We start from the raw sequence: 25,420 nt of genomic DNA on the forward strand, positions 1-25,420 counted from the left end.
AGTGAGGCCGGCCCGGCTCAGCGTGTGAGCCGGGCCGGCCTCGCTTCATGTTCAGCCGCGCCCGTAGCGGTCCTCGGCGCGCCAGAAGTACCAGGAGCCGATGACGAGCGCGAGGACCGCCCACGCGAGGCAGGCGGCCCACACCATCGGCGGCGGCGTGTGACCGGCGATGAGGATGTCGCGCATCCATTCGATGTACGAGGCCGCCGGGTTGAGGTACATCACGGTCGCCACCCATTCGGGCAGCCCGGCGCTGTTGACCACCTTGTCGTGGATGGCGAAGAACACGCCTGAGGCGTACAGCCAGGTGCGCATGATGAACGGCAGCAGCTGGTTGAGGTCGCGCACCTGGGAGCCGAGCCGGGCGAGGACGAGCCCGGCACCGATGTTGAACAGCGTCTGCAGCACCAGCACGACGGGGATCATCAGCCAGAACCAGGTGGGCGGCTCGCCGGTGATCACCACGATGACCAGCAGCACGGCCATGGAGACGACGAGCTGCTGCAGCTCCTGGATCGTGTACGCGAGCGGCAGCGAGGCGCGCGGGAAGTGCAGGGCGCGGATGAGCGACAGGTTCCCGGAGATCGACTTGGCGCCGGCGGTGGCCGTGCGCTGCGTGTAGGTGAAGACGAACATCCCGGTGAGCAGGAACGCCGGGTAGTTCTCGATCCCGGCCCTGCCGCCGAGGATGAGGCCGAACATCACGTAGTAGATGGCGGCGTTCAGCAGCGGGGTGATGACCTGCCAGAGCCGGCCGAGCGCCGAGCCCGAGTACTTCGAGACGTTGCGTGATATGGCGTAGGTGAGGATGAAGTGCCGCCGCTGCCAGAGCTGGCGCAGGTAGACGGGGAACGGCGGCCGCGCGATGGCGGGGCGCAGGCCGTAGCGGCGGGCCAGCTCGGCCAGCGAGCCCGGCGCGGGTTCTGCCGTCTCTTCCACGTGACTCATGAACACCTCGGAGCGTCGCGCTGGTCGTTCGCCTGTCGATCATCTCTCGGGCCGGGGCCGCCGGTCCCGTCCGGGTCCGGTGCGTCGCGGATTCGAGGGATATCGATCCGCCAGGGTAGACGTGATCGGCGGCCGTCCTTCTTCCCGGCTTCGGGCCGCCGGAGCTCCGGCGGCCAGGGCTCAGGGTGCCGGGCCCGGTCCGTCCAGGCCCCGCCGGCCTCGGCTCAGGCGGGCAGGTAGGGGCGGAGTGTCCGGTCGACGGCCTCGGACATCGCGGCGGGCAGCGGGCCGTCTCCGGTGAGCCCCCACAGGATGAGCGCGCCGTTGTAGGCCACCTGGACGGCCTCGGCGAGCGCGGCGACGTCGGTGCCCGAGGCGAGCTCGCCCCCGGTGACGGCGGCGCCGAGCAGGGCGGCGATCTCGTCGCGTACGCGGCGGGCGTGCTCGGCGGCGTGCGCGCGGAACTCGGGGTCGGTGAGGTCGAGCTGCAGGAAGCCGAGGCTGCCCGCGAGGTCCTCCGGCGTGGCCACGCCCTCCGACAGGTGGATCAGCGCGGCGCGGAGCGCCTCCAGCGGCGTGCCGTGCTCCTGCCGGGCCCGCTCGAACGGACGCCCGGCCGTCTCGGCGGCGTGCGCGGCGAGCGCCAGCAGCAGTCCCCGCTTGGAGCCGAACCGCTGGACGAGGGTCGCGGGCGCGAGCCCGGCCTCGCTCGCGGCGGCGGCGAGCGTGAGGCCCTGGGGGCCGTGCCGGCCGAGCGCGCGGGCGGTCGCCTGGAGGATCGCCTCGTCGCTGGTCGTGCGGGGCCTGCCCATGGTGGTGCCTCCGGGGAACGCGTTACCGAATGTGCGTTCACTTACTATGGCACGTCCGGCACGGCCGGGCGGCGGCCCATCGCGGCACGCTCACACCGGCCACCCCGGCGGGCTCGCCCGGCCTGCCGCGCCCGGCGCACCCGGCTCACCCGGCTCACCCGGCTCACCCGGCTCACTCCGGCTCACTCCGGCAGGGTCACCCCGGTCACCGCGAACCGTTCGACCTCGGCGATGTGACCGCCGGTCGAGGCGACCACGGTCAGCGTGCGCCCGGGGTCCGCCGTGAAGGACAGCCTGGCCGACCAGGGCGCCTTCTCGCCGCCCGCGGGCACGCAGCAGCGCTCGCCGAGCGGGGCGTCCGCGCCGGGGTGCAGCACGCGCAGCCGGATGCTCTCGTCGACGCCGGTGATGCGGCCGCCGACGGTCAGCGGCGAGGTGACGGAGGCCCCGTACGCGGGCGTGGTGAGCGAGAGCGTGGTGTCGTCGGTGCCGACGACCTCCCACGGGGCCTGGTCGCCGGAGCCGTACCGCATGAGGTGGACCACGGCCGCGACCATCGGCTCCGCCCCCTCTCCCGTCAGCCCGACGTGGACGCGGGCGTGCTCGCCGTCCACGACCGTCTTGACGGCCTGGTCGATCTCGGTGAAGCCGAGGAAGTCGCGGGAGAAGGCGACGGCGGTCTCGGCGGGGTCGAGATGCCACGGCTGGTGGCCGTCCGCCTGGTGGGCGCGCTGCCAGGCGGCCACCTCGCCGGGGCCGGAGAACGGCCAGAGCGGCTGGTAGCGGCCGGCGATGAGCAGGCGGGCGGAGGCCGAGGCGCCGGACTTCTCCGGGGCGGGCGAGGGCGTGCCCGAGGTGGGCACGAGAACGGTGCGGGCCGGTGCGGGCTCGCCGTCCTGGCCGATCCCGGCGGTGGCCTCACCGCCGGGGGAGCCCGCGCAGCCCGCCGCGGCGAGGGTGAGCGCGGCCAGCAGGGGCAGCACGCGTAGGGTGATCGCTTCCATGCGGTACCTCCTGCTCAGGGGCCGTCTGATGAGGTAGACGTACCCGGGGCCGAGGTGGTTCGCGTCCGCCGCCTGCGAAGGTCCCGGCCAGGTGAGGTCCAAGGTCCATGGCTGAGGCGGGCCTTCGCGGGTAGCGTCCCGGCATGACCACCTTCGACCTGACCGGCCTGCGGGCCGTCGTCTTCGACACCGACGGCGTGGTCACCGACACCGCCCGCGTGCACGCGGCGGCGTGGAAGCATGTGTTCGACGGCTTCCTGCGCGGCCGCTCCGCGCCGTTCGACGTGCCCGGCGACTACCTGGCGTACGTGGACGGGCGGCCGCGGCTGGACGGCGTGCGCACGTTCCTGGCCTCGCGCGGCATCTCGCTGCCCGAGGGCGGGCCGGACGACGAGCCGGGCGCGCCGACCGTGCACGGGCTCGGCAAGGCCAAGGACGAGCTGTTCGTCAGAGAGATCGAGGAGCACGGGGTGGCCGCGTTCCCCTCGACGGTCGAGCTGCTGCACGAGCTGCGGCGGCGCGGCTGCCGCACGGCGGTGGTGTCGGCGAGCAGGCACTGCCGTGCGATGGTGGCGTCGGCGGGCGTGCTGCATTTGTTCGACGTGCTGGTGGACGGCGCGGACGCGGCCCGGCTCGGCCGGCCGGGCAAGCCGGATCCGGCGCTGTTCCTGGAGGCCGCGCGCCGGCTCGGCCTGCCGCCCGGGTCGGTGGGCGTGGTCGAGGACGCGGTGCCCGGCGTCGAGGCGGCCCGCAGGGGCGGCTTCGGGCGGATCGTCGCGGTGGACAGGACGGGCACGCGGGCCGCCGCGCTGCTCGCCGCAGGAGCCCACGCGGTGGTGTCCGACCTGGCGGAGGCCGACGTCGCGGGGCGGGTGCCGGTGGGCCGGCGATGAGCGCCTGGACGCTGGCGTACGAGGGGTTCGACCCCGAGGGCGAGGGGCTGCGCGAGGCGCTGTGCACGCTGGGCAACGGCCGCTTCGCCACGCGGGGCGCGACGCCGGACGGCGAGCCGCGCACGCCCGGCACGTACCTGGCGGGGTGTTACGACAGGATCGACTCGCTCGTGGCCGGGCACAGCGTCACCAACGAGGACATGGTCAACCTGCCCGACTGGCTGCCGCTGTGGTTCGCCACTCCAGGGTGCGACTGGTTCCGGCCCCAGGCGGCCGACCTCCTGCTCTACCGGCACGAGCTGGACATGTGGCACGGCGTGCTGCTGCGGGAGGTGCGCTGGCGCGACGACGAGGGCCGCGTCACCCTGGTACGCCAGCGCCGCCTGGTGTCGATGGACGACCCGTACCTCGCGGCGCAGGAGAACACGTTCACCGCCGAGAACTGGTCGGGCCCGCTGCGGGTGCGGGCCGCCCTGGAGGGGAGGGTCGCCAACGAGGGCGTGGCCCGCTACCGCGACCTGCGCGGCGACCACCTGACCTGCCACGAGACCGGCTCCGAGGACTGTCTCGCCTGGCTGACGGCCGTCACCCGCTCGTCGCGGATCATCGTGGCGCTGGCCGCGCGGATCGACGCCGAGACGGCACCACCGGTGCGGCCGGTGCTCGCGCGCGACCACATCACCTCCGACCACGTGCTCGACCTGCCGGAGGGGGAGCCGGTCCGGCTGGTCAAGACCGTGGCGCTGACGTCGTCGCGCGACCACGCCTGCCACGACCCCCGCTCGTCGGCGCTGCGGCATGTGCGCAGGGCGCCGTTCTTCCCCGAGCTGCTGGCCCGCCACACGGCCGCGTGGCGGCGGCTGTGGAGCCGGGCCAAGGTGGACGTGGACGGCCCCGAGCTGTCGCGGCTCGTCCACGTCAACATCTTCCACCTGCTGCAGACGCTCTCCCCGCACACCGCCGACCTCGACGCCGGGGTGCCCGCGCGCGGGCTGCACGGCGAGGCGTACCGGGGGCACGTGTTCTGGGACGAGCTGTTCGTGCAGCCCTGGCTCGGCCTGCGCTTTCCCGAAGTGTCGGAAGGGCTGCTGCGCTACCGGTGGCGGCGGCTGCCCGAGGCCAGGGACGCCGCCCGGCAGGCCGGGCACGACGGCGCCATGTTCCCCTGGCAGAGCGGCAGCGACGGCCGCGAGGAGACCCAGACCCTGCACCTCAACCCCAACTCTGGCCGCTGGCTGCCCGACCACTCGCGGCTGCAGCGGCACGTCGGCCTGGCCGTCGCCTACAACGTCTGGCAGCACTACCTGAACACCGGCGCGATGCCGCCCTGGTGCGCCGAGATGCTGCTGGAGGTCACCAGGTTCTTCGCCTCGCTCGCCACCGAGGTGAACGGCCGCTACGAGATCCGCGGCGTCATGGGGCCCGACGAGTACCACGAGTTCTACCCGGGCGCGGAACGCCCCGGGCTGGACAACAACGCCTACACCAACGTGATGACCGCCTGGCTGATGCGCCGCGCCCAGGAGACCACCGTCATCTGCCCCGACATCGTGCTCCGCCCCGGCGAGCTCGCCCGCTGGGAGGACGTCGGCGGCCGGCTGCGGGTCGACTTCCACGACGGCGTCATCAGCCAGTTCACCGGCTACGCCGACCTCGAAGAGCTGGACTGGGAGCGCTACCGGGGCGTGCGCAGGCTGGACCGGGCGCTGGAGGCCGAGGGCGACGACGTCAACCGGTACAAGGCGTCCAAGCAGGCCGACACGCTGATGCTCTGCTACCTGCTGACCCCCGGCGAGCTGACCGGCCTGCTCCGGCACCTCGGCTACGAGGTGGACGACGGCCTCATCCCCCGCACGATCGCGTACTACCTGAAGCGCACCAGCCACGGCTCCACGCTCAGCGCCGTCGTGCACGCCTGGGCGCTGGCCAGGCTCGACAGGGAACGCTCGTGGGAGTTCTTCATCGAGGCGCTGCAGAGCGACCTCAAGGACGTCCAGGGCGGCACCACCGCGGAAGGCATCCACCTGGGCGCCATGGGCGGCACCCTCGACCTGCTGCAGCGCTGCTACCTCGGGCTGGAGCCGCGCCGCGACGGGCTGTACCTCGACCCGCTGCTGCCCGACCGGCTCGGCGAGGTGTCCATGCCCGTCTGCTACCGGGGGCGGCGGCTGTTCATCGACGCCGACCACCACGAGGCACGCGTGAACGGGACCGCGTGCCGCACCTTCAAGCTAGGAGACGCCATCATGTCCGGCACCGGCGACCTCGGACGACGCATCATCCACCACCGCGAACGCCTCGGGCTGACCCGCGAGCAGGTCGCCGAGCAGGCGGGCATGTCGCCCGGGTACCTCGAGTACCTCGAAGAGCACGCCGACACGCCCGACGGCGGCGTGCTCTACCGGCTCGCCGACGCGCTGAAGACCACCGTGGACGAGCTCCTCGGCGGCGGGCGGGACCGGCCGCCAGGACGCGGCCCCGCCACCGCGCACCCCACCCTGGAGACGCTGGACGAGGCCGAGTCGCTGCGGCTCATCGCGCCCGGCGGCATCGGGCGGGTCGCGTTCAACGGCTCCCATGGGCCGACCGTGCTGCCCGTCAACTACAAGCTGCACGACGGTGCCATCGTCTTCCGCACCGCCGCGGGCGGGCCCATGGACCAGGACCTGCGCACGGGGCTCGAGGGCGTGGACATCGTCATCGCGTTCCAGGTCGACCACATCGACGAGGCCGCCAGGGAGGGGTGGAGCGTGCTCGTCCAGGGGCCGGCGCACCACATGCCCCCTGAGGACACGCCCGAGCTGGCCCGTACGGGCGTCACGCCGTGGGCGGGCGGCGACCGGCCGCTCTACATCCGTATCACGCCCCAGCACATCACCGGCCGCCGCATCCACGCCTACTGACCCCCTGCGGGCCTGCGGCCGGGTCAGGGGGCGGGGCGGCGCAGGGTGCCGATGACGGCCGTCGCGTCGAGCTCTTCTGACGTGGCGACCCTGGCGAGCAGGCCCGCCGCCGACACCGCCGCGGCCGTGGCCGCCGCCTGGCCACGGCTCGTCTCCACCAGCAGCCGTCCGCCGGGGGCCAGCCAGTGGGCGGCGCCGCCGATCACCCGGCGCACGACGTCCAGCCCGTCCGCGCCGCCGTCCAGGGCGGAGCGGGGCTCGTGCAGCCGGGCCTCCGGGGGCAGCAGGGCGAGCGCGTCCGAGGGGACGTACGGCGGGCTCGCGATGAGGACGTCCACCCGGCCGCGCAGCGACGCGGGGAGGGCGTCGTAGAGGTCGCCCTGGTGGACGTGCGCGCCCGGCAGGTTGCGGCGGGCGCAGCGGACGGCGGCGGGGTCGAGGTCGGCCGCGTGCAGCTCTATCGCGTCCCCGACGGCGGCGGTGATGGCGGCGCCCATCGCGCCGGTGCCGCAGCACATGTCGAGGATCACCGGCCGGCCCGGCACCTCGCGGGCCAGGGCGACGGCGTGCTCGATGAGGAATGCGGTACGCGGGCGGGGCACGAACACGCCCGGCTCGACGTGGATCCGCAGCCCGCAGAACGACGCCCATCCGAGCACGTGCTCCAGGGGCTCGCCGGCGACCCGGCGTTCGAGCAGGGCGGCGAGCTCGGCTTCCGTGGTGGCGGTGGAGACGAGCAGCGCGGCTTCGTCCTCGGCGAAGACGCATCCCGCGGCGCGCAGGCGGGCGATGACGCGTTCGTCCGGCGACGGCGATGCGTGCGGCGCGTGCGCCGGGGACCCTGAAGTGGGCGAGGAGGCTGACATGGGAGCCTTTCGGAGATACCGCCGGGCGTTCCCGGCCGGGCGCGGGCCGGCGAACCCCGGTCAGATGCGGCGGGCGAGGACGAGGTCGGTGGTGAAGGTCATGCCGAGGCCGTCGCCCACCAGCTCGCCCATCTCCCGCAGCAGGCGTTCCCGCACGTCGGGCGGGAGGACGCGGTACGCGGACAGGGTGCCGGCGAGGGTGACGAAGCGGGCGGCGTCGTAGCGCTCGGTCCAGGTGTAGCGGCGCTGGGAGAGGCCGGTGAAGCGGGGGTCGGCCGACAGCAGCCGGTGGGCCTCGGCGGCGCGGTCGCCCTCGTCCTGGTGGAGGCTCTGGCTGGTGACGCCGTACCGGTGGGCGAGCCGGACGAGGGCGGCGTGCAGGCCGGGGTCGGCGGGCACGTAGTGGCTCCAGAACAGCGCGAGCGCCCCGGAGGGGGCGAGCGCGGCGCAGGCGAGGTCCCAGCGCCGGTCGTGGTCCACCCAGTGCCAGGCCTGCGCGGAGTAGAGCAGGGCGAAGGGCCGGTCGGGCACGTACTCCTCGAAGGTCCGGCCGGCCACCCGCACGCCGGGGCACGTGGCGGTGAGCGCCGCCGCCATCCTGGGGTCGGGTTCGACGCAGGTCAGGTCGCCGACGCGGGCGGCGAAGCCGGCGGTGGCCTTGCCCGTTCCCGCGCCGACCTCCAGCACGGGTCCCGCGGGCGCGTAGCCGAGGACGTCGGTGACGAGCCGCTCGGGGTAGCCGGGCCGTGCGGCCTCGTACTGCTCGACGGCCTCGCCGAAGATCACGCTCCGCTTCCTGTCCACCGCCATGCGCATCCCCCTCCGTGGCCGGGCGATTGCCGATTCAACCACGCACGTACGGGACGATCATGACGGGGGCGCCGGAAAGGGATAGGGTCCGGTGACTGTGAGGAGTGAGCCTGACGAGCCGGTCGAGTACCGGCAACACCGGTTCCGCACGCCGCCGGGCGCGACCGAGGTGCTGCTGGTGCGGCACGGCGAGTCGGAGCCGGCCCGCCCCGGCCGGCTGTTCCCCCTGGTGGACGGGCAGGGCGATCCCGCTCTGGCGCCGGAGGGCCGCGAGCAGGCCGAGCGGGTGGCGCTGCGGCTGGCCGCCGAGCCGATCGACGCGATCTACGTGAGCACGCTGCGCCGCACCTCCGAGACGGCCGCGCCGCTGGCCGCCCGGCTGGGCCTGACGCCGGTGGTGGAGCCGGAGCTGCGCGAGGTGCATCTGGGCGAGTGGGAGGGCGGGCTGCTGCGTCGCATGGTGGCCGAGGGCCATCCGCTGGCCCGCAGGATGAGGGCGGAGGAGCGCTGGGACGTGATCCCGGGCGCGGAGCCCGCGGCGGCCTTCTCGGCGCGGGTGCGCAGGGTGCTGGAGAAGCTGGCCGGTGCCCACCCCGACCAGCGCATCGTGGTGGTGACCCACGGCGGCGTGATCGCGGAGGCGCTGGCGGCGGCGAGCGGGTCGCGGCCGTTCGCGTTCCTGGGGGTGGACAACGCCTCGGTGTCGCACCTGGTGCTGACCGAGAAGCGGTGGATCCTGCGCAGGTTCAACGACACCGCGCACCTCGCCCCCACCTTCACCACCACCGCATCGCTGCCCACCTGAGAGGACCCGGGTGAAGAGACTGATCGCGCGGCTGTGGCGGAGCCTGCGCGGGTCGGTGCAGTGGCGGCTGCTCTACCTGACGCAGGACAAGTTCATGGTCGGGGTGACCGGGGTGGTGCGCGACCGCGAGGGCAGGGTGCTGCTGCTGCGGCACCGGTTCTGGGGGGAGAATCGCCCGTGGGGACTGCCCACGGGCGGCGCGAAGCGCGGGGAGACGTTCGAGGAGACGGTCGCGCGCGAGGTGCACGAGGAGACCGGGCTCGAGGTGCGGGTGGGCGAGCTGGTGCAGCTCAGGAGCGGGTTCCGGCTCAGGATGGAGGTCGCGTACGCGGCCGTGTACGAAGGCGGCGGCACCCTGCGGCTGAACTCGATGGAGATCCTCGAGGCCCGCTGGTGCGACCCCGGCGACCTGCCGGAGGGCCTGATCCCGTCGCACCGCGCCCTCATCGAGGCGGCCCGCTGAACTCAGCGCTCGACGGCGTGGCCGAGTGACCAGTCGGCGCCGAAGGAGCCCTCCAGGCGGTGCCGCGAGCCGGGGTGGAGCAGCCGGGCCACGCTCACCAGCACATCGCCTGACCAGGTGCGGCGGCGTACGAGCAGGCACGGCTCGTAGCGGCCGATGCGCAGCAGCCGGCGCTCGGCGGCGTCGGCGAGCACGGCCTCGACGATGTGCTCGCCCCTGGTGAGCGGGGCGGCCTCGTTGAGGTAGGCGTGCGGGGTCTGCCGGGTGAAGTCGCGCTCCAGGTAGCCGGGCACGGCGGCCGGGTTGACCAGGCGGTCTTCGAGCTGGATCGGGGTGTCCTCCTCGAAGTGCACGACGAGCGAGCGGTAGACGACCGGCCCCGCGGCCTCGCGCAGCTCGGGGTCGGCGCCCTCGGACGGCTCCTCGCGCACGAAGATCACCTCGGTGCGGTGGCGGTGGCCGTGCCGGCGGATGTCGTCGGCGATGTTCCTGACCTGGAGCAGGGCGGAGGCGGCCTTGGGCACGGCGACGAACGTGCCGACGCCCGCCCTGCGCTCGATGAGCCCTTCGTGCGTGAGCTCGCGCAGCGCGCGGTTGATGGTCATGCGGGACAGGCCGAGCGCGCTGACGAGCTGGTGCTCGGAGGGAAGCTGCTGGCCGTGGGCCCAGCGGCCGGAGCGCACGCCGGCGGCGATGACCTTCTTGACCCGCTCGTACGCGGGCCCCGATGCGGGCCCGAGCTGCTGGAACAGGGCGGCGAGCTCGGACTCGACCACCGAGATGGGCACCATGTCGCGGCGGATCCTCGGGTCGGGGGACGGCGGGCGGAGAGATCTCCGTGACCGATGACCGAAGTTTATCTTCCCTCCCAGGGTAGCGAGCTGTATATACAGGACTGTACATTTCCCCTCGAACCCCCATTCCCCCAGGGCGCGTGACGCGCGAGAGGCGGACCGCCATGACAGACCACCACACCCTGGGCGCGGCTCCAGCCGTGGAGCGCCGGACGATCGACGTGATCCCGGACGCCGAGCGGCACGGCACACCGCGCAGCCAATTCACTCTCTGGTTCGGCGCGAACATGCAGATCACCGCGATCGTGGACGGCGCGCTCGCCGTCGTGTTCGGCGCCGACGCCCTCTGGGCGATCATCGCCCTGCTGATCGGCAACGTGCTCGGCGGCGCGGTGATGGCGCTGCACTCCGCGCAGGGGCCGCGGCTCGGCCTGCCCCAGATGATCTCCAGCAGGGCGCAGTTCGGCGTGCTCGGCGCGGTCCTGCCGCTCGTCCTCGTCGTGCTGATGTACCTGGGCTTCGCCGCCACCGGCAGCGTGCTGGCCGGGCAGGCGCTCGCCAGGGTCCTGCACCTGCCGGCGACCGCGGGCATCCTGCTGTTCGGCGTGCTGACGGTGATCGTCGCGGTGACCGGCTACCGGCTCATCCACAGCGTCGGCAGGATCGCGACCGTGGTCGGCATCGTCGGCCTCGGCTACCTGCTGATCAGAGTGTTCACCACCTACGACGTGGGCGCCGTCATCGGCGCCAAGCCGTTCGAGGCACCCACGTTCCTGCTGGCCGTGGGGCTGGGCGCGGCCTGGCAGCTGACGTTCGGCCCGTACGTCGCCGACTACTCCCGCTACCTGCCGCGCGACACCAGCGAGCGGGCCACGTTCTGGGGCACGTTCCTGGGCAGCGTGATCGGCTCGCAGTGGGCGATGTCGCTGGGCGCGCTGATCGCCGCCGTCTCGGGCGCGGTGTTCGTCGGCGACCAGGTCGGGTTCGTCGGCGAGCTGGCCGGGCCCGCCGCCATCGCGCTGCTCATCTACCTCGTGATCGTGGTCGGCAAGCTGACCGTCAACACGCTGAACGCCTACGGCGGCTTCATGTGCCTGCTGACGACGGTGACCGCGTTCAACGGCCGCTCGCAGGTCTCCCCCGTGGTCCGCGCCCTGTACATCGTGGGCTTCACCGCGGTCTCGATCGCGGTGGCGCTGCTGGCCAGCGCGGACTTCCTGGACAACTTCAAGAACTTCGTGCTCGCGCTGCTCATGGTGTTCACGCCGTGGAGCGCGATCAACCTCACCGACTACTACCTGATCTCCAAGGAACGGGTGGACATCCCCGCCCTGTACGACCCGGCCGGACGCTACGGCCGCTGGAACGTGACCGCGCTGGTCAGCTACGCCTTCGGCGTGGTGATCCAGATCCCGTTCCTCGCGCAGAAGCTGTACACCGGCCCGATCACGGAGATGCTCGGCGGCGCCGACATCTCGTGGATCGTCGGCCTGGCGGCCACCGCCGCCCTGTACTACCCGTGGGCCAGGCGTACCTCGAAGCCGCCCGTGGAAATGATCTATCCGTCCTCCGAGCCCGTACAGGCTCGCTGACACAGCCGACAGACAGAGAGGAAGCATCATGGAAGGCGCACGCCCGGTCAGGGCCGCCCGCGGCACCGAGCTGACGGCCCTGGGCTGGCAGCAGGAGGCCGCGCTGCGGATGCTGCAGAACAACCTCGACCCCGAGGTGGCCGAGCACCCCGACGACCTGGTCGTGTACGGCGGGACCGGCCGCGCCGCCCGTGACTGGCGTTCCTTCGACGCGATCGTGCGGACGCTGCGCACGCTGAAGTCCGACGAGACGATGCTGGTGCAGTCGGGCCGCCCGGTCGGCGTGATGACGACGCACGAGTGGGCGCCGCGCGTGCTGATCGCGAACTCGAACCTGGTCGGCGACTGGGCGACGTGGGAGGAGTTCCGCCGTCTCGAGGCGGCGGGCCTGACCATGTACGGCCAGATGACCGCGGGTTCGTGGATCTACATCGGCACGCAGGGCATCCTGCAGGGCACGTACGAGACGTTCGCCGCGGTGGCGGCCAAGCGGTTCGGCGGCTCGCTGGCCGGCACGATCACGCTGACCGCCGGGCTCGGCGGCATGGGCGGCGCGCAGCCGCTGGCCGTCACCATGAACGGCGGCGTCGCGATCTGCGTGGAGTGCGACCCGTCGCGCATCCAGCGCCGCCTCGACCACGGCTACCTCGACGTGCAGGCCGACGACCTGGCGCACGCGCTGCGCCTGGCCACCGAGGCGAAGGACGCGCGCAGGCCGCTGTCGATCGGGCTGCTCGGCAACGCCGCCGACATCGTGCCGCGCATGCTCGCCGAGGGCGCGCCGATCGACGTGGTGACCGACCAGACGAGCGCGCACGACCCGCTGGCGTACCTGCCGCTCGGGGTGGCGTTCGAGGACTGGGCGGCCGAGCGGGACAAGGACCCGGCCGGCTTCACCGAGCGGGCGCGCGCGTCGATGGCGCGGCACGTCGAGGCGATGGTCGGTTTCCAGGACGCCGGCGCCGAGGTGTTCGACTACGGCAACTCGATCCGGGGCGAGGCGAAGCTGGCCGGTTACGAGCGGGCCTTCGACTTCCCCGGGTTCGTGCCCGCGTACATCAGGCCGCTGTTCTGCGAGGGCAAGGGCCCGTTCCGGTGGGCGGCGCTGTCGGGCGACCCGGCCGACATCGCGGCGACCGACCGGGCGATCCTCGAGCTGTTCCCGGAGAACGAGCCGCTGGCCCGCTGGATCCGCATGGCCGGGGAGAAGGTGCACTTCCAGGGCCTGCCGGCGCGCATCTGCTGGCTCGGCTACGGCGAGCGGGACCGGGCGGGCGAGCGCTTCAACGACATGGTGGCGTCGGGTGAGCTGCGCGCGCCGATCGTGATCGGCCGCGACCACCTCGACTGCGGGTCGGTGGCCTCGCCGTACCGGGAGACCGAGGGCATGCGCGACGGGTCGGACGCGATCGCGGACTGGCCGCTGCTCAACGCCATGGTGAACGTGGCCTCCGGCGCGTCGTGGGTGTCGATCCACCACGGCGGAGGCGTCGGTATCGGCCGGTCCATCCACGCCGGGCAGGTGACGGTGGCCGACGGCACCGCGCTGGCCGGGGAGAAGATCCGGCGGGTGCTCACCAACGACCCGGGGATGGGCGTCATCCGGCACGTGGACGCCGGGTACGAGGAGGCCGAGGAGGTCGCCCGCCGTACCGGTGTGCGGGTGCCGATGAAGGAGTCCTGATGCCGTCGTCGTTCCAGGAGATGTGGGCGGAGCTGCTGCCGGTGGGCCGGCACGCCGGCTCCGGCGGTTACCGGCGCTTCGCCTGGACCGGCGCGGACGCCGAGTGCCGCGCCTGGTTCCGCGAGCAGGCCGAGGCGCGCGGCCTCGCCGTGGAGACCGACCGCAACGGCAACCAGTGGGCCTGGCTGGGCGATCCGGGCGCGGGCGACGCCGTGGTGACCGGGTCGCATCTGGACTCGGTGCCGGACGGCGGCGCGTTCGACGGGCCGCTCGGCGTGGTGTCGGCGTTCGCCGCACTGGACGAGCTGGCGGCGCGCGGGGCACGCCCGTCGCGTCCGGTCGCCGTGGTGAACTTCGGCGACGAGGAGGGCGCCAGGTTCGGGGTGGCCTGCGCGGGGTCGCGGCTGACGGCCGGTCAGCTCACGCCGGAGCGGGCCGCCGCGCTGCGCGACGCCGACGGGGTGACGCTGGCGCAGGCGATGGAACGCGCCGGCTACGACCCGGAGGCGATCGGCCCCGACGACGAGCGGCTGTCCCGCGTCGGCGTCTTCGTCGAGCTCCACGTCGAGCAGGGCCGCTACCTCGCCGGCACCGACGCGCCGGTGGGCGTGGCGTCGGCGATCTGGCCGCACGGGCGGTGGCGCTTCGACTTCCGCGGCGAGGCCAATCACGCGGGCACCACCCGCATGCAGGACCGCCGCGACCCGATGCTCGCCTACGCCGCGACCGCGCTGGCCGCGCGCGAGCGGGCCGCCGCGGCTGGCGCGCGGGCCACGTTCGGCAAGCTGCTGGTCGAGCCGAACGGCGTGAACGCGGTGCCGAGCCTGGTGCGGGCCTGGCTGGATGCGCGGGCCGCCGACGAGGACGCGCTCGCCGGGCTGCTCGCCGGCATCGAGGAGGCGGCGCGCGAGCACGCCGCCCACGAGGGGGTGGAGGTCGGGCTCGCGCGCGAGTCGTTCACTCCGGTCGTGGACTTCGCGCCCGCCCTCCGCGACGAGCTGGTACGGCTGCTGGCCGCGCGCCGCCCCTACGAGGTGCCGGTGCTGCCCACCGGCGCCGGGCACGACGCGGGCATCCTCGCGGCGAAGGTGCCGACGGCGATGCTGTTCGTCCGCAACCCGACCGGGGTGTCGCACTCCCCCGCCGAGCACGCCCGCGAGGACGACTGCGTCGCCGGGGTGGAGGCGCTGGCCGACGTGCTGGAGGGGCTGGCATGCCGGTGACGTACTTCGCCGAGCACGCCTGGGTCGGCGGCGCGATCGCCTCCGGCGTGGCGATCGAGGTGTCCGGCGGGCGCATCACCGGCGTCCGCACGGGCCTCGCCGCTCCCCCGCCGGGGGCCGAGGTGCTGCGCGGGCTGACGCTGCCCGGCCTGGCGAACGCGCACTCGCACGCCTTCCACCGGGCCCTGCGCGGCATCGCGCAGCGCGGCTCCGGCACGTTCTGGACCTGGCGGGAGACCATGTACGAGGTGGCCGGGCGGCTCGACCCGGACTCCTACCTGGAGCTGGCCAGGGCCGTCTACGCGGAGATGGCGCTGGCCGGCATCACCTGCGTGGGCGAGTTCCACTATCTGCACCACGCGCCCGGCGGCGTCCCGTACGACGACCCGAACGCCATGGGCGAGGCGCTGATCGAGGCGGCGGCGCAGGCCGGGATCAGGATCACGCTGCTGGACACCTGCTACCTGTCGTCCGGGTTCGGCGCGCCGCCCGAGCGGCACCAGCTCCGCTTCAGCGACGGCGACGCGGACGCCTGGGCGGCCCGCGCCTCCGAGCTGAAGGAGCGGCCGCACGCCCGCGTCGGCGCGGCGGTCCACTCGGTCCGCGCGGTGCCCGCCGGGCAGATCGCGACCGTGGCGCGGTGGGCGGCCGAGCGGGACGCGCCGCTGCACGTCCACCTGTCGGAGCAGCCGGCCGAGAACGAGGCGTGCCTGGCCGCGCACGGCCGCACCCCCGCAGGGCTGCTGGCCGAGCACGGCGCGCTCGGCCCGCGCACGTCCGCCGTGCACGCCACCCACCTGACCGGCGGCGACATCGCGCTGCTCGGCGGCTCGGGCACCACGGTCTGCATGTGCCCCACCACCGAGCGGGACCTGGCCGACGGCATCGGCCCGGCCACCGGCCTGGCCGCCGCCGGGTCGCCGATCAGCCTGGGCAGCGACAGCCACGCCGTGATCGACATGTTCGAGGAGGCGCGGGCGGTGGAGCTGGACGAGCGGCTGCGCACGCTGCGCCGCGGCACGTGGAGCGCCGCCGCGCTGCTGCGCGCCGCCACCCTCGACGGGCACGCGAGCCTGGGCTGGCCGGAGGCGGGCCGCATCGAGGCGGGCGCGGCCGCCGACCTCGTCACGGTCGCGCTCGACTCCGTCCGCACGGCGGGGCCGCCGCCGGAGCTGGGCGCGGAGACGGCGGTGTTCGCCGCGTCCGCCGCCGACGTCCGGCACGTCGTCGCAGGCGGCCGTGCCGTCGTCCGTGACGGCGCGCACCTGCTGGTGCCGGACGTGCCCGGCTCGCTGTCCCGCGCGATCGCCCACGTCACCCGCCCGTAGCGTCGAAAGGATTCAGGCCGTGTCCGTGGCCATCACAGGAATCGGCAGTCTGCTCACCAACGATCCCGAGCTGGGCACGATCACCGGGGCCGCCGTCGTCTTCGACGAGGGCCGGGTCGCCTGGGTGGGGCCCGAGTCCCGCGTGCCCGACGCCGACGAGCGGGTGGACGCGGGCGGGCGGGCCGCGATCCCCGGGTTCGTGGACTCGCACGCGCACCTGGTGTTCGCCGGTGACCGCACCGCCGAGTTCAACGCGCGCATGTCGGGCCGGCCGTACTCGGCGGGCGGCATCCGTACGACGGTGGCGGCGACCCGCGCGGCGAGCGACGCCGAGCTGGACGCGAACGTCGCGAGGTACGTCGCCGAGGCGCTGCGCCAGGGCACCACGACGATCGAGTGCAAGTCCGGCTACGGGCTGACGGTGGAGGACGAGGCCCGCGCGCTGCGGATCGCCGCCGGTCACACGGACGAGGTGACGTACCTGGGCGCCCACGTGGTGCCCGCCGAGTACGCCGGCGACCCGGACGCGTACGTGGAGCTGGTGACCGGGCCGATGCTCAAGGCGTGCGCCCCGCACGCGCGCTGGGTGGACGTGTTCTGCGAGCGGGGCGCGTTCGACGGCGACCAGTCGCGCGCGGTGCTGGAGGCGGGGCTGAAGGCCGGTCTGACGCCGCGCGTGCACGCCAACCAGCTCGGTCCAGGGCCCGGCGTGCGGCTGGCGGTCGAGCTGGGGGCGGCGTCGGCCGACCACTGCACGCATCTCGACGACGCCGACGTGGACGCCCTCGCGGGCGGGTCGACGGTGGCGACGCTGCTGCCGGGCGCGGAGTTCTCCACCCGCTCGCCGTACCCGGACGCGCGCCGCCTGCTCGACGCGGGCGTGACCGTGGCGCTGTCCACGGACTGCAATCCGGGGACGAGCTTCACCAGCTCGATGCCGTTCTGCGTGGCACTTGCCGTGCGCGAGATGCGCATGACGCCGGACGAGGCCGTGGTCGCCGCGACGCTGGGCGGCGCCAGGGCGCTGCGCCGCGACGACGTCGGGCGGCTGTCGCCCGGCGCCCGCGCCGACCTGGTGCTGCTGGACGCGCCCAGCCACGTCCACCTCGCCTACCGGCCGGGCGTGCCGCTGGTCTGGGCGGTCTGGCGCGACGGCGTCCGCCGCGTCTGACGCCCGGCGGGCGGGCCGCCCTGGTCGGCGTGCAGGTCGCGAGCGTGGTGGTGGCGCCGCCGGTGAGCCGCCGCCCAGGCCGCGCCGAGCCCGCCTGCTCAGGCCGGCGGGCCCAGCGTCACCGGTAGCGCCGCGAGCCGCTGTGCGCCCGGGTCCGGCAGGTACGCCGCCTCGCCCGCGAGCTCCATCTCCGGGAAGCGGCGCAGCAGCGCGCCGAGCGCGACGGCGACCTCCACGCGGGCCAGCCCGGCGCCGGCGCAGAAGTGCGGCCCGTGACCGAAGCCGAGGTGCGGCACCGGCTCCCTGGTGATGTCGAACCTGTCCGGGTCGCCGAACACGCGCGGGTCCCGGTTCGCCGCGACGACCGAGACGGTGACCGGCTCGCCCTTGGGGATGCGGACGCCGCCGATCTCGACGTCCTGCGCCGCGAATCGCGGCACGGTCATGATCTGCGGGGTGCACCAGCGGGCCAGCTCCTCCACCGCGCGCGGCATCAGCGCCGGGTCGTCGCGCAGCGCGGCGAGCCGGCCGGGGTGGTGGAACAGCGTGACCAGGGCGTTGGCGATGAGGTTCGCCGGCGTCTGGCCGGCGAGGACCAGCAGCCACACCATCGTCACCAGCTCGTCGTCGGAGAGCCGGTCGCCGTCCTCGCCGGCGATGCGGGCCAGGTCGGAGAGCACGTTCGCGGACGGCGCCCTGCGGGCCTCGGCGATCGCGGCCTTCGCGCCCTCGATGATCGCCGGGATGGCCTGCGCGAACGCCTCACCGTGCCCGGCCGCCACCGCCTTCCCGTACGCGCGCCAGGCGGGACGGTCGGCGGCGGGGATGCCGACCAGCTCGCAGATCACCTCCATGGGCAGCGGCTGGGCGAAGCCGGTGAGCAGGTCGGTCTTCGCTGCCGGAAGCTCGTCGAGCAGGCGTCCGACGATGGTCTCCATGCGCGGCGCGAACTCCAGGGCCTTGCGCGGCGTGAACGCGGGCGCGACCAGCCGCCGCAGCCGGGTGTGCTCGGGACCGTTCATCTCGGACATCGTGCGCATGTACCGGACGCAGTGCTCGGGCACGTCGGGACGCAGGAAGCTGCCCGAGTTGATCTCCAGGCGGGGATCGGCCAGCGCCGCCCTCGCCTCCTCGTAGCGGGTGACGGCCCACAGGCGGCCGAGCCCCGGCACCAGCAGCCGCGCCACGGGGGACTTCTCCCTGACCGGGGCGTACGCGGCGGCCAGGTCCCGCAGCACGGCCGGGTCGGACAGGTCGATCTCCGGCACATCGGCCATGCGCCGCCTCCATTTCGAATGATGTCATCATCTGGATGGCGAAGGTATCTCGATGCGGAACGTACGGCAACTCGCTCGCGGCGCCCGGTAACGTGCTTCGAGCGCACGACGTGGAAAGCGCGGAGAACGGAGGAGGGCGGTTGGTCCGGCTCACCAGGGCGCAGGCGCAGGAGCGCAACCGGGCGAAGGTGCTGGCGGCGGCCAAGGAGGAGTTCGCCGAACGCGGCTACCGCGACGCCAAGATCGACGCCATCGCCGACAGGGCCGAGCTGACCCGGGGCGCGGTCTACTCCAACTTCCCCGGCAAGCGGGCGCTCTACTTCGCGGTACTCGCCGACCTGGCCGAGCGCGCGCCCGTACGGCCGCCGGAGGAGCCCCCGCTGACCGTGCGGGAGGCGCTCGGCGAGGTGGCGCGGGCCTGGGTGACCCGGCTGCCGCTGGTCAGCGACGGCGAACGCGAGCCCAGCCGGCTCGGCATGCACCTGATCCCGGAGATCCTCGCCGACGAGGCGTCGCGCAAGCCGTACGCGCAGCTCATGCGGCTCAACGCGATCCTGCTCGGACTGGCCATGGAGCGGCTGCGCCCGCCCCGCGAACCGGACGGGCGGCTGGTCCGGCTCGCCGAGGCGGCGCTCACCGTCCTGCAAGGGGCCTCGCAGCTCTCGGCCGCCGCCCCCGGGTTCGTCGAGCCGTTCAACGTGATCCGCGTGTGCGAGCAGCTCGCCGACCTCGACCTGGGCGACCGGTGGTTCGCGGCGCCCATGGTGCCGGAGGTGGTCGCGCCGGGCACGCCGTGGACGCCGCCGTCCGGAACGCTCGACGCGGTCACCGGCGAGCCCGCCCGCCCCGAGCGCGACGGCGTGGTGGCGGTGCTCGGGCTGCACCGGCTCTCGGCCGCCGAGGAGGCCGTACGCGCCGCAGCGCCCGGCGCCGAGGTGACCGCCGTGATCGTCACCGGCGCGCCTCAGGAGCTGATGCCCCTGGCGCGGCTGGTCGTCGCCGAGGTGAGCACGTGCCTGCGGCAGGCGTTCCCCCGCGCCGCCTGGCCCCGCCTGCGCGTGATCCACGACGACGCGGGGGCGATGGCGGCCGCCGCCGGGGTGGCGTCGCCCGACGACCGTACGGAGGTGGCCCTGCGGGTGCGGGCGGGACGCGTGGAGCTCCGCGCGGAGGGCTTCGGCGCCTGCCACACCGCCGCCGCCCACCCCCTCACCTGAGCCCCTTTGTCACCGGCGTGGTGCCCGCGGCCGCGTCCCGGTCCAGCCGCGCCACAGGCGACCGCTCCGCGGGGAGTGGCGTCAGGCGGAGCGTTCCGTCCTGCCCGCCAGGTGTCACGCGGCGGTGAGCGTCCGCTTCCGGACGGAACCGGGGCGCGTCGCCGCGCGGTCCAAGCTAAGGGCGGCGCTCACACCGGCGTCCAGCGCGGGCTCGACACCGCCGGAAGGCCGGCCGGCGCGCCAGGTGGCCCTTCCCGCCCGGCGCGCGCCGAGCGCCGCCCACCGCCACCTCCGGCACCGCCCTGCCGGCCCCCGGACAGCACCCGCCGGCCCCGCAGGCGATGCGCCACCGGAGGCCTGCGATTCACGGTGACGCCTCCGGAGCCCGGCCGCGCGTCCGCCGGGAGGCGGAGGCCGCCTCACCCGGCGGCCCTGGGCGGCAGGGCGGCGGCCGGGAGCCAGCCTCCGTCGCCGTCCGGGCCGGCCGTCAGGGTGCCGCCGAGGGTGCGGACGCGTTCGCGCATGACGGCGAGGCCGTGCCCGGAGGAGGGCAGGCGTTCCCGTGGCGGCGGGCGGAGGGCCGTTGCGCAGCAGCGGCGAGACCGTGGCCATGCCGGTGACGGCGCGGCGCATGCCGAGGCAGCGGCCCACCGCGACCGGCATCGCCACCAGCGCGAGCAGCACGACCACGCGCAGCACGGTGATCCTGCCGAACGGCTCGAACACGGCCACCGCGACGCAGGCGCAGCCCGCGGCGTACACCAGCGCCGTCCACCCCCGCGACGGCACCCGCTTGGCGAACACGCCGATCGCCACCAGCAGGAACAGCAGGCCGGTGTCGGTGGCCCTGTGCAGGTGGGCGTCGGCGGCGACTCGCTCCCGCGCGGGTGAACGCCGACGGTCCCGTCGCCGCCCTCGCGCGGATGGACGTCCGCGGTGCGGCGCAGCCGGGCGCCGATGGCGGCGGGCATGAGGAGCGCGGCGAGGTGGACGGTGACGGGGCCGGGATGCCGGCGCACGACGCCCATGGGCAGGCCGGCCAGCAGCGCGACGGCGAACTCGGACGGCGCCGGCATGCCCTCACCGGCGTGGCCGTTGATGAGCAGTTCCAGGGCGACGGCCGCAGCGGCGGACAGCCCATCCGACGGCACACCGCGCGAACGCATGCGCCAACGCTACCGATGGATCACCCCGCGTGGGCCGCCCGCGACGAGCCGGGTCATCGCCACGCCGGCGTTCAGAGCGTGGTGGGCAGCACCGGCAGGCCGCTCACGCCTGGGTCGGCGGCGAAGAGGGCGCCCGCCTCGGGCTGTTCCGCCCGGTCGGTGCCGAGGGCCGAGGTCGTGATGTAGAGCCGGTCGAGCCGCTCGCCGCCGAACGCGACGGCCGTGACCTTGCGTACGGGAAGCGTGATGACGGCGTCGAGCCGCCCGTCCGGGGCGTAGCGGTGGACCGCCCCGCCGTCCCACAGCGCCACCCAGACGCCGCCCTCGGCGTCCACCGTGAGCCCGTCGGGCCGCCCCTGCTCGGAGTCGATGACGGCGAACGGCCGCCGCCCGCTCAGCCCGGCGGCGGGGTCGTAGTCGAGGACGTCGACGCGCCCGGTGGGGGTGTCGGCGTAGTAGGCGAGCCGGCAGTCGGGGCTGAAGCCGAACCCGTTGGAGATCGTCACCTCGGGGATCACCACGCGCAGCCGGCCGTCGGGCTCGGCCACGTAGAAGGAGCCGGCTCCCGGGGTCTCGTCGTAGGCCATGCTGCCGATGTAGAAGCGGCCGTCGGGGTCGCAGCCGCCCTCGTTCATGCGGACGCCGGGGTCGGTCCACGCCTCGCCGAGCGAGCGCAGCGGCGCGTCGAGGTCGTCGGAGTCGGCCAGCAGCAGCTCCCGCTCTGCCGCGATGACGTACCCGCCGGAGACGCGGGGGCGGACGACGGCGGCGACCTTGGCGGCGTGGCGGCGGCGCACCTCGCCGGCCTCGGTGAGCGCGAGCACGTCGCCGTTGAGCATGTCCACCCAGCGCAGCCCGCCCCACCGGGCGGACCACACGGGCCCCTCGCCGTGCTGCGCGACGGGGTCGGTGACGGTGTACGCGGTGATGCCCATGCCGCTCTCCTCCATGATCGCTGCGATAGGCCAGCCTAGTGGTCAGATGCGCCGGGTGGCCACGATCAGCAGCAGGGCGAGCACCGCCAGCACCGCGCCCGCCGCGTACGTCACGGCCACCCCATGCGCCAGCGTCAGGCCGCCGATGAGCGTGCCCGCGCCGATGCCGACGTAGATGGCCGAGGCGTTGAGCGAGACGACCAGCGACGCCTCCTGGGGTGCGGCGCCGATGAGCCGGTGCTGCTGGGGAGGCGTCTGGCACCAGGTGCCCGCGCCCCATCCGACGGCGAGCAGCCCGACCAGTGCGACGGGCACGTCCTGGTCACCGGCCAGCCATCCCAGCGCGGCGAGGCTGACGGCCATCACGACATATCCACCCATGAGCACCCGGCTCGCTCCCCACCGGTCCGTGGTGTACCCGGCGGCCACGTTGCCGAGGATGGCGCCCACTCCGTACAGGAACAGCATCGACGCGACGGACTCCACGCCGACGGCGCGCATCGCGGGGGCGCTGTAGGCGTACACGGTGTAGGTGGCGGCCATGCCGAGCACGGTCAGCGCCAGCACGGCGGGGACGGCGGGACGCCGCAGCACGGCGAGCCGTTCGCGCAGCGGCACGGGCGGCTGTCCCGGCAGCGCGGGCAGGATCGCGAAGACGGCGGCCGCCACCGCCGCGCACGCCCCGGCCACCAGGCCGAGCGCGGCCCGCCAGCCGAGCACCTGACCGGCCAGCCCGCCGAGCGGCACGCCCGCGGCCGTCGCCACGGTCAGCCCGCCGATGACGGTGGCGAGCGCCCGCCCTCGCACCTCGGGGCGGGACAGCGCCGCCGCCACGGCTCCGGCGTTCGGGGTGAACGCCGCCGCTCCCGCCGCCGCCAGCACCCGCGTCACCAGCAGCACCGCGAACGTCGGCGCGAGCGCCGAGCCGAGGTTCGCGAGCGCGAGCACGAGCAGCGCGCCGGCCAGCAGCGCCCGCCGCGACAGCCGGGCGGTCACGGTGGCGAGGATCGGCGACAGCATCGCGTACGCCACCGCGAACGCGGTGACCGACTGCCCCGCCGCCGTCTCGCTCACCTTCAGCGACGCGGCGAGCTGCGGCAGGAATCCGGCCACGATGAACGCGTCCGTCCCGACGGCGAACGTGCCGACGGCCAGCACGGCCACGGGCACGAACGCCCGCCGCCGTTGAACCGGGACATTCAACATCCCCTTTTTCCTCCTGAGAGAGCGACACGTGGACTGCGGTCGTGAAACGTGCCCTCGGCCTCAGCCGGTGAGGCGGGCGTAATAGCGGCGGGTGCGGCCGGGCGCGGACGGCGCGGCCTCCCGCATGAGATCGGCGAGGGTCTGCGCGGCCAGCTCCCTGCGCCAGGCCAGCTCGGCGCGGCGCATCGCGATCACCACGCCGCAGGGCTTGGCGAACGTGCCTTCGGGCTCCTCCGCGCCCGCGCCGCGCTGCCGGATCTCGTTGCACCTGAACGCCTCGTCGCGGCCCTCGATCGCGGTGACGACATCGAGGAGCGTGATGCGTTCCGGCGCTCTGGCCAGGCGGAAGCCGCCCTTCACTCCGGGCACGGACGCGAGGATGCCGGCGCGCACGAGGTCCTGCAGCCGCTTCTTCAGGTAGACGGGCGGCAGATTGAAGAGCGCGGCCAGCCTCCCGGTCGGGATCGGCGCCTCATCCTCCAGCCAGGCCAGCGCCAGGCAGCAGTGCAGGCCCCACTCGACCCCTTCTCCCATCCGCATGAAACGGGATGTTACACGTCCCGATTCGGGGGACGGTAGCGGAGGGCCCCCGCCGCTGAGGGCTCAGCGGCCTCGCCGGGAGCGGCGGTTCTTCGGGCGGGGACGCGCGGATCGCGGAGCGCCCGATGCCCGGCCGCCGGCACCTCGGCCGCCCGCCGGGACGCCCGCCCCCGTCTCGTCCGTCCAGTGGGCGGGGCGGGTCAGGGCGGCGGGCAGGCGGGTGGCGGGGCCGCCCATGGCGGCGTTCACCTGGGCCTGAGTGAGGAACACGGCGCCGGTGAGGTCGGCGCCGGCCAGGTTCGCCCCGCGCAGGTCGGCCCCGATGAGGTCGGCCTGCCGCAGGTCGGCGTCGCGCAGGTCGGCGCCGATCAGGTACGCCCCGCGCAGGTCGGCTCCCCGCAGCCGGGCGCCGCGCAGCCGGGCCCCGATGAGGTCGGCGCCGCGGTGCCGCTTGCCGCCGAGCCCGTGGCGCACCAGCTCGCTCGCGCGCAGCAGCACCTCGTTGACCCGGGCGCGGTGGGCGTCGAGGTCGAGGTGCTCGAGCACGGCGGCGCTTTCGCGGGTGAGGCGTTCGGTCTCCAGCAGCAGGGCGCGGGCGCCGGGATGCACGGGCGCGGCGGCGGGCAGGCCGAGGATCTCCGCGAGGTACCACAGCAGCTCGTGCAGCCCGCGCATCACCGGGAACACGGCGTACATCTGCCGGGCCGTCTCAGGGGCCTCGCGCCAGCTCCGCCCCTCGTACGTGACCTGCGAGACCTTCTGCCCCGCCCCGAAGCACTCGAACACCGTGCACCCGGTGAACCCGCTCTCGCGCAGCCGCGAATGGATCGAGCAGCGGAAGTCGTCGCGGAGATTGGCGCAGGGACGGCCGGCGTCCTTGTCCACGGCGAAGTCGGCCGACGCCGAGAACGGCAGCGCCACGCAGCACAGCCCGAAGCAGCTCGCGCAGTCGGACAGCAGGCCGAGCTCGCGCGGGTGGGTTCCTGGCACCGGGCGGTTCTCCTCTTCGCGTACGGGGGCGGCAGGCTCAGGGTACTCGCGGGCGCGCGCGGCCTTCCCGGCTCAGCCGCCGTAACGCCGCTGCCTGGCGGCGAAGCTGCGCAGCGCGCGCAGGAAGTCGATCTCGCGGAAGGCCGGCCAGTAGGCCTCGCAGAAGTACAGCTCGGAGTAGGCCGACTGCCACAGCAGGAAGTTCGACATGCGCTGCTCGCCGCTGGTGCGGATCACCAGGTCGGGGTCGGGCTGCCCGGCCGTGTAGAGGTGGGGGGTGATGTCGTCGACGGTCAGCGTCGAGGCCAGCTCGATCATCGACTGGCCGGCCTCGGCCCGCTCGTACAGCAGCTCGCGCAGGGCCTCGACGACCTCCTGACGGCCGCCGTAGCCGATGGCGAGCGTGAGGTGGAAGCCGGTCCGGCAGGTGCGGGTGCTCTCGACGGCGTCCTTGAGCACGCGGGCGGTGGTGTCGGGGAGCATGTCGAGCAGGCCCGCGACGTGCACCTGCCAGCGCGAGTCTGCGCGGTTGAAGCGGTCCTCGACCATCTGCTCGATCACCTTCAGCAGGAAGGCGACCTCCTCGTCGTCGCGCCGCTGCAGGTTCTCGGTGGAGCAGAGGAAGATCGTCAGGTGCCTGATGCCGATCGTCTCGCACCAGGAGAGCACGTCCTGGATGTGATCGGCGCCGTATTTATGGCCCATGCTCGGGTTGGCCATGCCCTGCTGCCTGGCCCATCGCCGGTTGCCGTCGATGATGAGGCCGACGTGGCGGGGCAGAGGGCCGGACATC

22 protein-coding genes are annotated in these 25,420 nt (G+C 74.3%); 10 read left to right on the plus strand and 12 right to left on the minus strand.

The genetic code is table 11. The features are described 5' to 3' along the window. Nucleotides 1-51: 51 nt before the first annotated feature. From ACGFIM_RS05080 to ACGFIM_RS05090, 3 genes are all read right to left on the minus strand, one after another. Nucleotides 52-948 (minus strand): ABC transporter permease, encoded by an 897-nt coding sequence (locus tag ACGFIM_RS05080; protein WP_393194816.1) that lies wholly within the window; start codon nucleotides 946-948, stop codon nucleotides 52-54. A 224-nt stretch (nucleotides 949-1,172) separates the two neighbouring features. Beyond that, nucleotides 1,173-1,760: a TetR family transcriptional regulator gene (locus ACGFIM_RS05085; protein ID WP_393194819.1), complete on the minus strand. Its 588-nt coding sequence runs from the start codon at nucleotides 1,758-1,760 to the stop codon at nucleotides 1,173-1,175. Between the two features lie 182 nt (nucleotides 1,761-1,942). After that, complete coding sequence (locus ACGFIM_RS05090) at nucleotides 1,943-2,764, minus strand: hypothetical protein (protein WP_393194822.1); 822 nt, start codon at nucleotides 2,762-2,764, stop codon at nucleotides 1,943-1,945. A 143-nt stretch (nucleotides 2,765-2,907) separates the two neighbouring features. On the opposite strand from ACGFIM_RS05090, the gene ACGFIM_RS05095 reads away from it, so the two are divergent. Further along, a complete protein-coding gene (locus ACGFIM_RS05095) occupies nucleotides 2,908-3,657 on the plus strand; it encodes an HAD family hydrolase (RefSeq protein WP_393194825.1) in 750 nt (249 codons plus the stop codon). Beyond that, nucleotides 3,654-6,560: a pyridoxamine 5'-phosphate oxidase family protein gene (locus ACGFIM_RS05100; RefSeq protein ID WP_393194828.1), complete on the plus strand. Its 2,907-nt coding sequence runs from the start codon at nucleotides 3,654-3,656 to the stop codon at nucleotides 6,558-6,560. Before ACGFIM_RS05095 ends, ACGFIM_RS05100 begins: the two co-directional genes overlap by 4 nt. A gap of 23 nt (nucleotides 6,561-6,583) precedes the next feature. Here the strand turns inward: ACGFIM_RS05100 and ACGFIM_RS05105 are convergent, their stop codons facing one another. Together ACGFIM_RS05105 and ACGFIM_RS05110 are read right to left on the minus strand one after the other, a co-directional pair. Then, complete coding sequence (locus tag ACGFIM_RS05105) at nucleotides 6,584-7,426, minus strand: putative protein N(5)-glutamine methyltransferase (protein WP_393194831.1); 843 nt, start codon at nucleotides 7,424-7,426, stop codon at nucleotides 6,584-6,586. 60 nt (nucleotides 7,427-7,486) lie between these two features. After that, nucleotides 7,487-8,236 (minus strand): class I SAM-dependent methyltransferase, encoded by a 750-nt coding sequence (locus ACGFIM_RS05110; protein ID WP_393194834.1) that lies wholly within the window; start codon nucleotides 8,234-8,236, stop codon nucleotides 7,487-7,489. A 97-nt stretch (nucleotides 8,237-8,333) separates the two neighbouring features. On the opposite strand from ACGFIM_RS05110, the gene ACGFIM_RS05115 reads away from it, so the two are divergent. Together ACGFIM_RS05115 and ACGFIM_RS05120 are read left to right on the plus strand one after the other, a co-directional pair. Next, nucleotides 8,334-9,041, plus strand: coding sequence for a histidine phosphatase family protein (locus ACGFIM_RS05115; RefSeq protein WP_393194837.1), 708 nt, complete (start codon nucleotides 8,334-8,336; stop codon nucleotides 9,039-9,041). Nucleotides 9,042-9,051: 10 nt separating this feature from the next. Next, entirely contained in the window at nucleotides 9,052-9,504 is a 453-nt protein-coding gene (locus tag ACGFIM_RS05120) for an NUDIX domain-containing protein (protein ID WP_393194840.1), read from the plus strand. Between the two features lie 2 nt (nucleotides 9,505-9,506). On the opposite strand, the gene hutC is transcribed toward ACGFIM_RS05120, so the two are convergent. Continuing rightward, nucleotides 9,507-10,295 (minus strand): histidine utilization repressor, encoded by a 789-nt coding sequence (hutC, locus tag ACGFIM_RS05125; protein ID WP_393194843.1) that lies wholly within the window; start codon nucleotides 10,293-10,295, stop codon nucleotides 9,507-9,509. A 167-nt stretch (nucleotides 10,296-10,462) separates the two neighbouring features. Here hutC and ACGFIM_RS05130 point away from each other — a divergent pair, with 167 nt between their 5' ends. The 5 genes from ACGFIM_RS05130 to hutI are packed head-to-tail and all read left to right on the plus strand — an operon-like array spanning nucleotide 10,463 to nucleotide 17,296. Next, the gene (locus ACGFIM_RS05130; RefSeq protein WP_393194846.1) at nucleotides 10,463-11,890 is read left to right on the plus strand and encodes a purine-cytosine permease family protein; all 1,428 of its coding nucleotides are present in this window, start codon (nucleotides 10,463-10,465) and stop codon (nucleotides 11,888-11,890) included. A gap of 28 nt (nucleotides 11,891-11,918) precedes the next feature. Beyond that, the gene (gene hutU, locus ACGFIM_RS05135) at nucleotides 11,919-13,574 is read left to right on the plus strand and encodes a urocanate hydratase (RefSeq protein ID WP_393194849.1); all 1,656 of its coding nucleotides are present in this window, start codon (nucleotides 11,919-11,921) and stop codon (nucleotides 13,572-13,574) included. Beyond that, nucleotides 13,574-14,797, plus strand: a complete 1,224-nt coding sequence (locus ACGFIM_RS05140; protein ID WP_393194852.1) for an allantoate amidohydrolase — start codon at nucleotides 13,574-13,576, stop codon at nucleotides 14,795-14,797. The genes hutU and ACGFIM_RS05140 overlap by 1 nt, the downstream gene beginning before the upstream one ends. Next, nucleotides 14,788-16,125 carry a formimidoylglutamate deiminase gene (locus ACGFIM_RS05145; protein WP_393194855.1) on the plus strand — a complete coding sequence of 446 codons (1,338 nt, stop codon included), beginning with the start codon at nucleotides 14,788-14,790 and terminating at the stop codon, nucleotides 16,123-16,125. Before ACGFIM_RS05140 ends, ACGFIM_RS05145 begins: the two co-directional genes overlap by 10 nt. A 19-nt stretch (nucleotides 16,126-16,144) precedes the next feature. Further along, on the plus strand, nucleotides 16,145-17,296 hold the full coding sequence (hutI, locus tag ACGFIM_RS05150; RefSeq protein WP_393194858.1) for an imidazolonepropionase: 1,152 nt from the start codon (nucleotides 16,145-16,147) through the stop codon (nucleotides 17,294-17,296). A 98-nt stretch (nucleotides 17,297-17,394) separates the two neighbouring features. Here the strand turns inward: hutI and ACGFIM_RS05155 are convergent, their stop codons facing one another. Further along, complete coding sequence (locus ACGFIM_RS05155) at nucleotides 17,395-18,573, minus strand: cytochrome P450 (RefSeq protein ID WP_393194861.1); 1,179 nt, start codon at nucleotides 18,571-18,573, stop codon at nucleotides 17,395-17,397. 140 nt (nucleotides 18,574-18,713) lie between these two features. Here ACGFIM_RS05155 and ACGFIM_RS05160 point away from each other — a divergent pair, with 140 nt between their 5' ends. Further along, on the plus strand, nucleotides 18,714-19,790 hold the full coding sequence (locus tag ACGFIM_RS05160) for a TetR/AcrR family transcriptional regulator (protein WP_393194864.1): 1,077 nt from the start codon (nucleotides 18,714-18,716) through the stop codon (nucleotides 19,788-19,790). Between the two features lie 1,237 nt (nucleotides 19,791-21,027). Here ACGFIM_RS05160 and ACGFIM_RS05165 read toward each other — a convergent pair. The 5 genes from ACGFIM_RS05165 to uppS all read right to left on the minus strand — a co-directional run bounded on the left by ACGFIM_RS05165 (nucleotide 21,028) and on the right by uppS (nucleotide 25,419). Next, on the minus strand, nucleotides 21,028-21,906 hold the full coding sequence (locus tag ACGFIM_RS05165; RefSeq protein ID WP_393194866.1) for an SMP-30/gluconolactonase/LRE family protein: 879 nt from the start codon (nucleotides 21,904-21,906) through the stop codon (nucleotides 21,028-21,030). Nucleotides 21,907-21,933: 27 nt separating this feature from the next. After that, entirely contained in the window at nucleotides 21,934-23,097 is a 1,164-nt protein-coding gene (locus tag ACGFIM_RS05170; protein WP_393194869.1) for an MFS transporter, read from the minus strand. 60 nt (nucleotides 23,098-23,157) lie between these two features. Beyond that, nucleotides 23,158-23,637, minus strand: coding sequence for an RrF2 family transcriptional regulator (locus tag ACGFIM_RS05175; protein ID WP_393194872.1), 480 nt, complete (start codon nucleotides 23,635-23,637; stop codon nucleotides 23,158-23,160). A gap of 63 nt (nucleotides 23,638-23,700) precedes the next feature. Beyond that, nucleotides 23,701-24,627: a pentapeptide repeat-containing protein gene (locus ACGFIM_RS05180; protein WP_393194875.1), complete on the minus strand. Its 927-nt coding sequence runs from the start codon at nucleotides 24,625-24,627 to the stop codon at nucleotides 23,701-23,703. Nucleotides 24,628-24,699: 72 nt separating this feature from the next. After that, nucleotides 24,700-25,419 (minus strand): polyprenyl diphosphate synthase, encoded by a 720-nt coding sequence (gene uppS / locus ACGFIM_RS05185; protein WP_393199630.1) that lies wholly within the window; start codon nucleotides 25,417-25,419, stop codon nucleotides 24,700-24,702. Nucleotide 25,420 lies beyond the last annotated feature (1 nt).

Origin of the sequence: Nonomuraea sp. NPDC049309, from assembly GCF_043196965.1 — a bacterium.
In the GTDB taxonomy this organism is placed as follows: domain Bacteria; phylum Actinomycetota; class Actinomycetes; order Streptosporangiales; family Streptosporangiaceae; genus Nonomuraea; species Nonomuraea fastidiosa.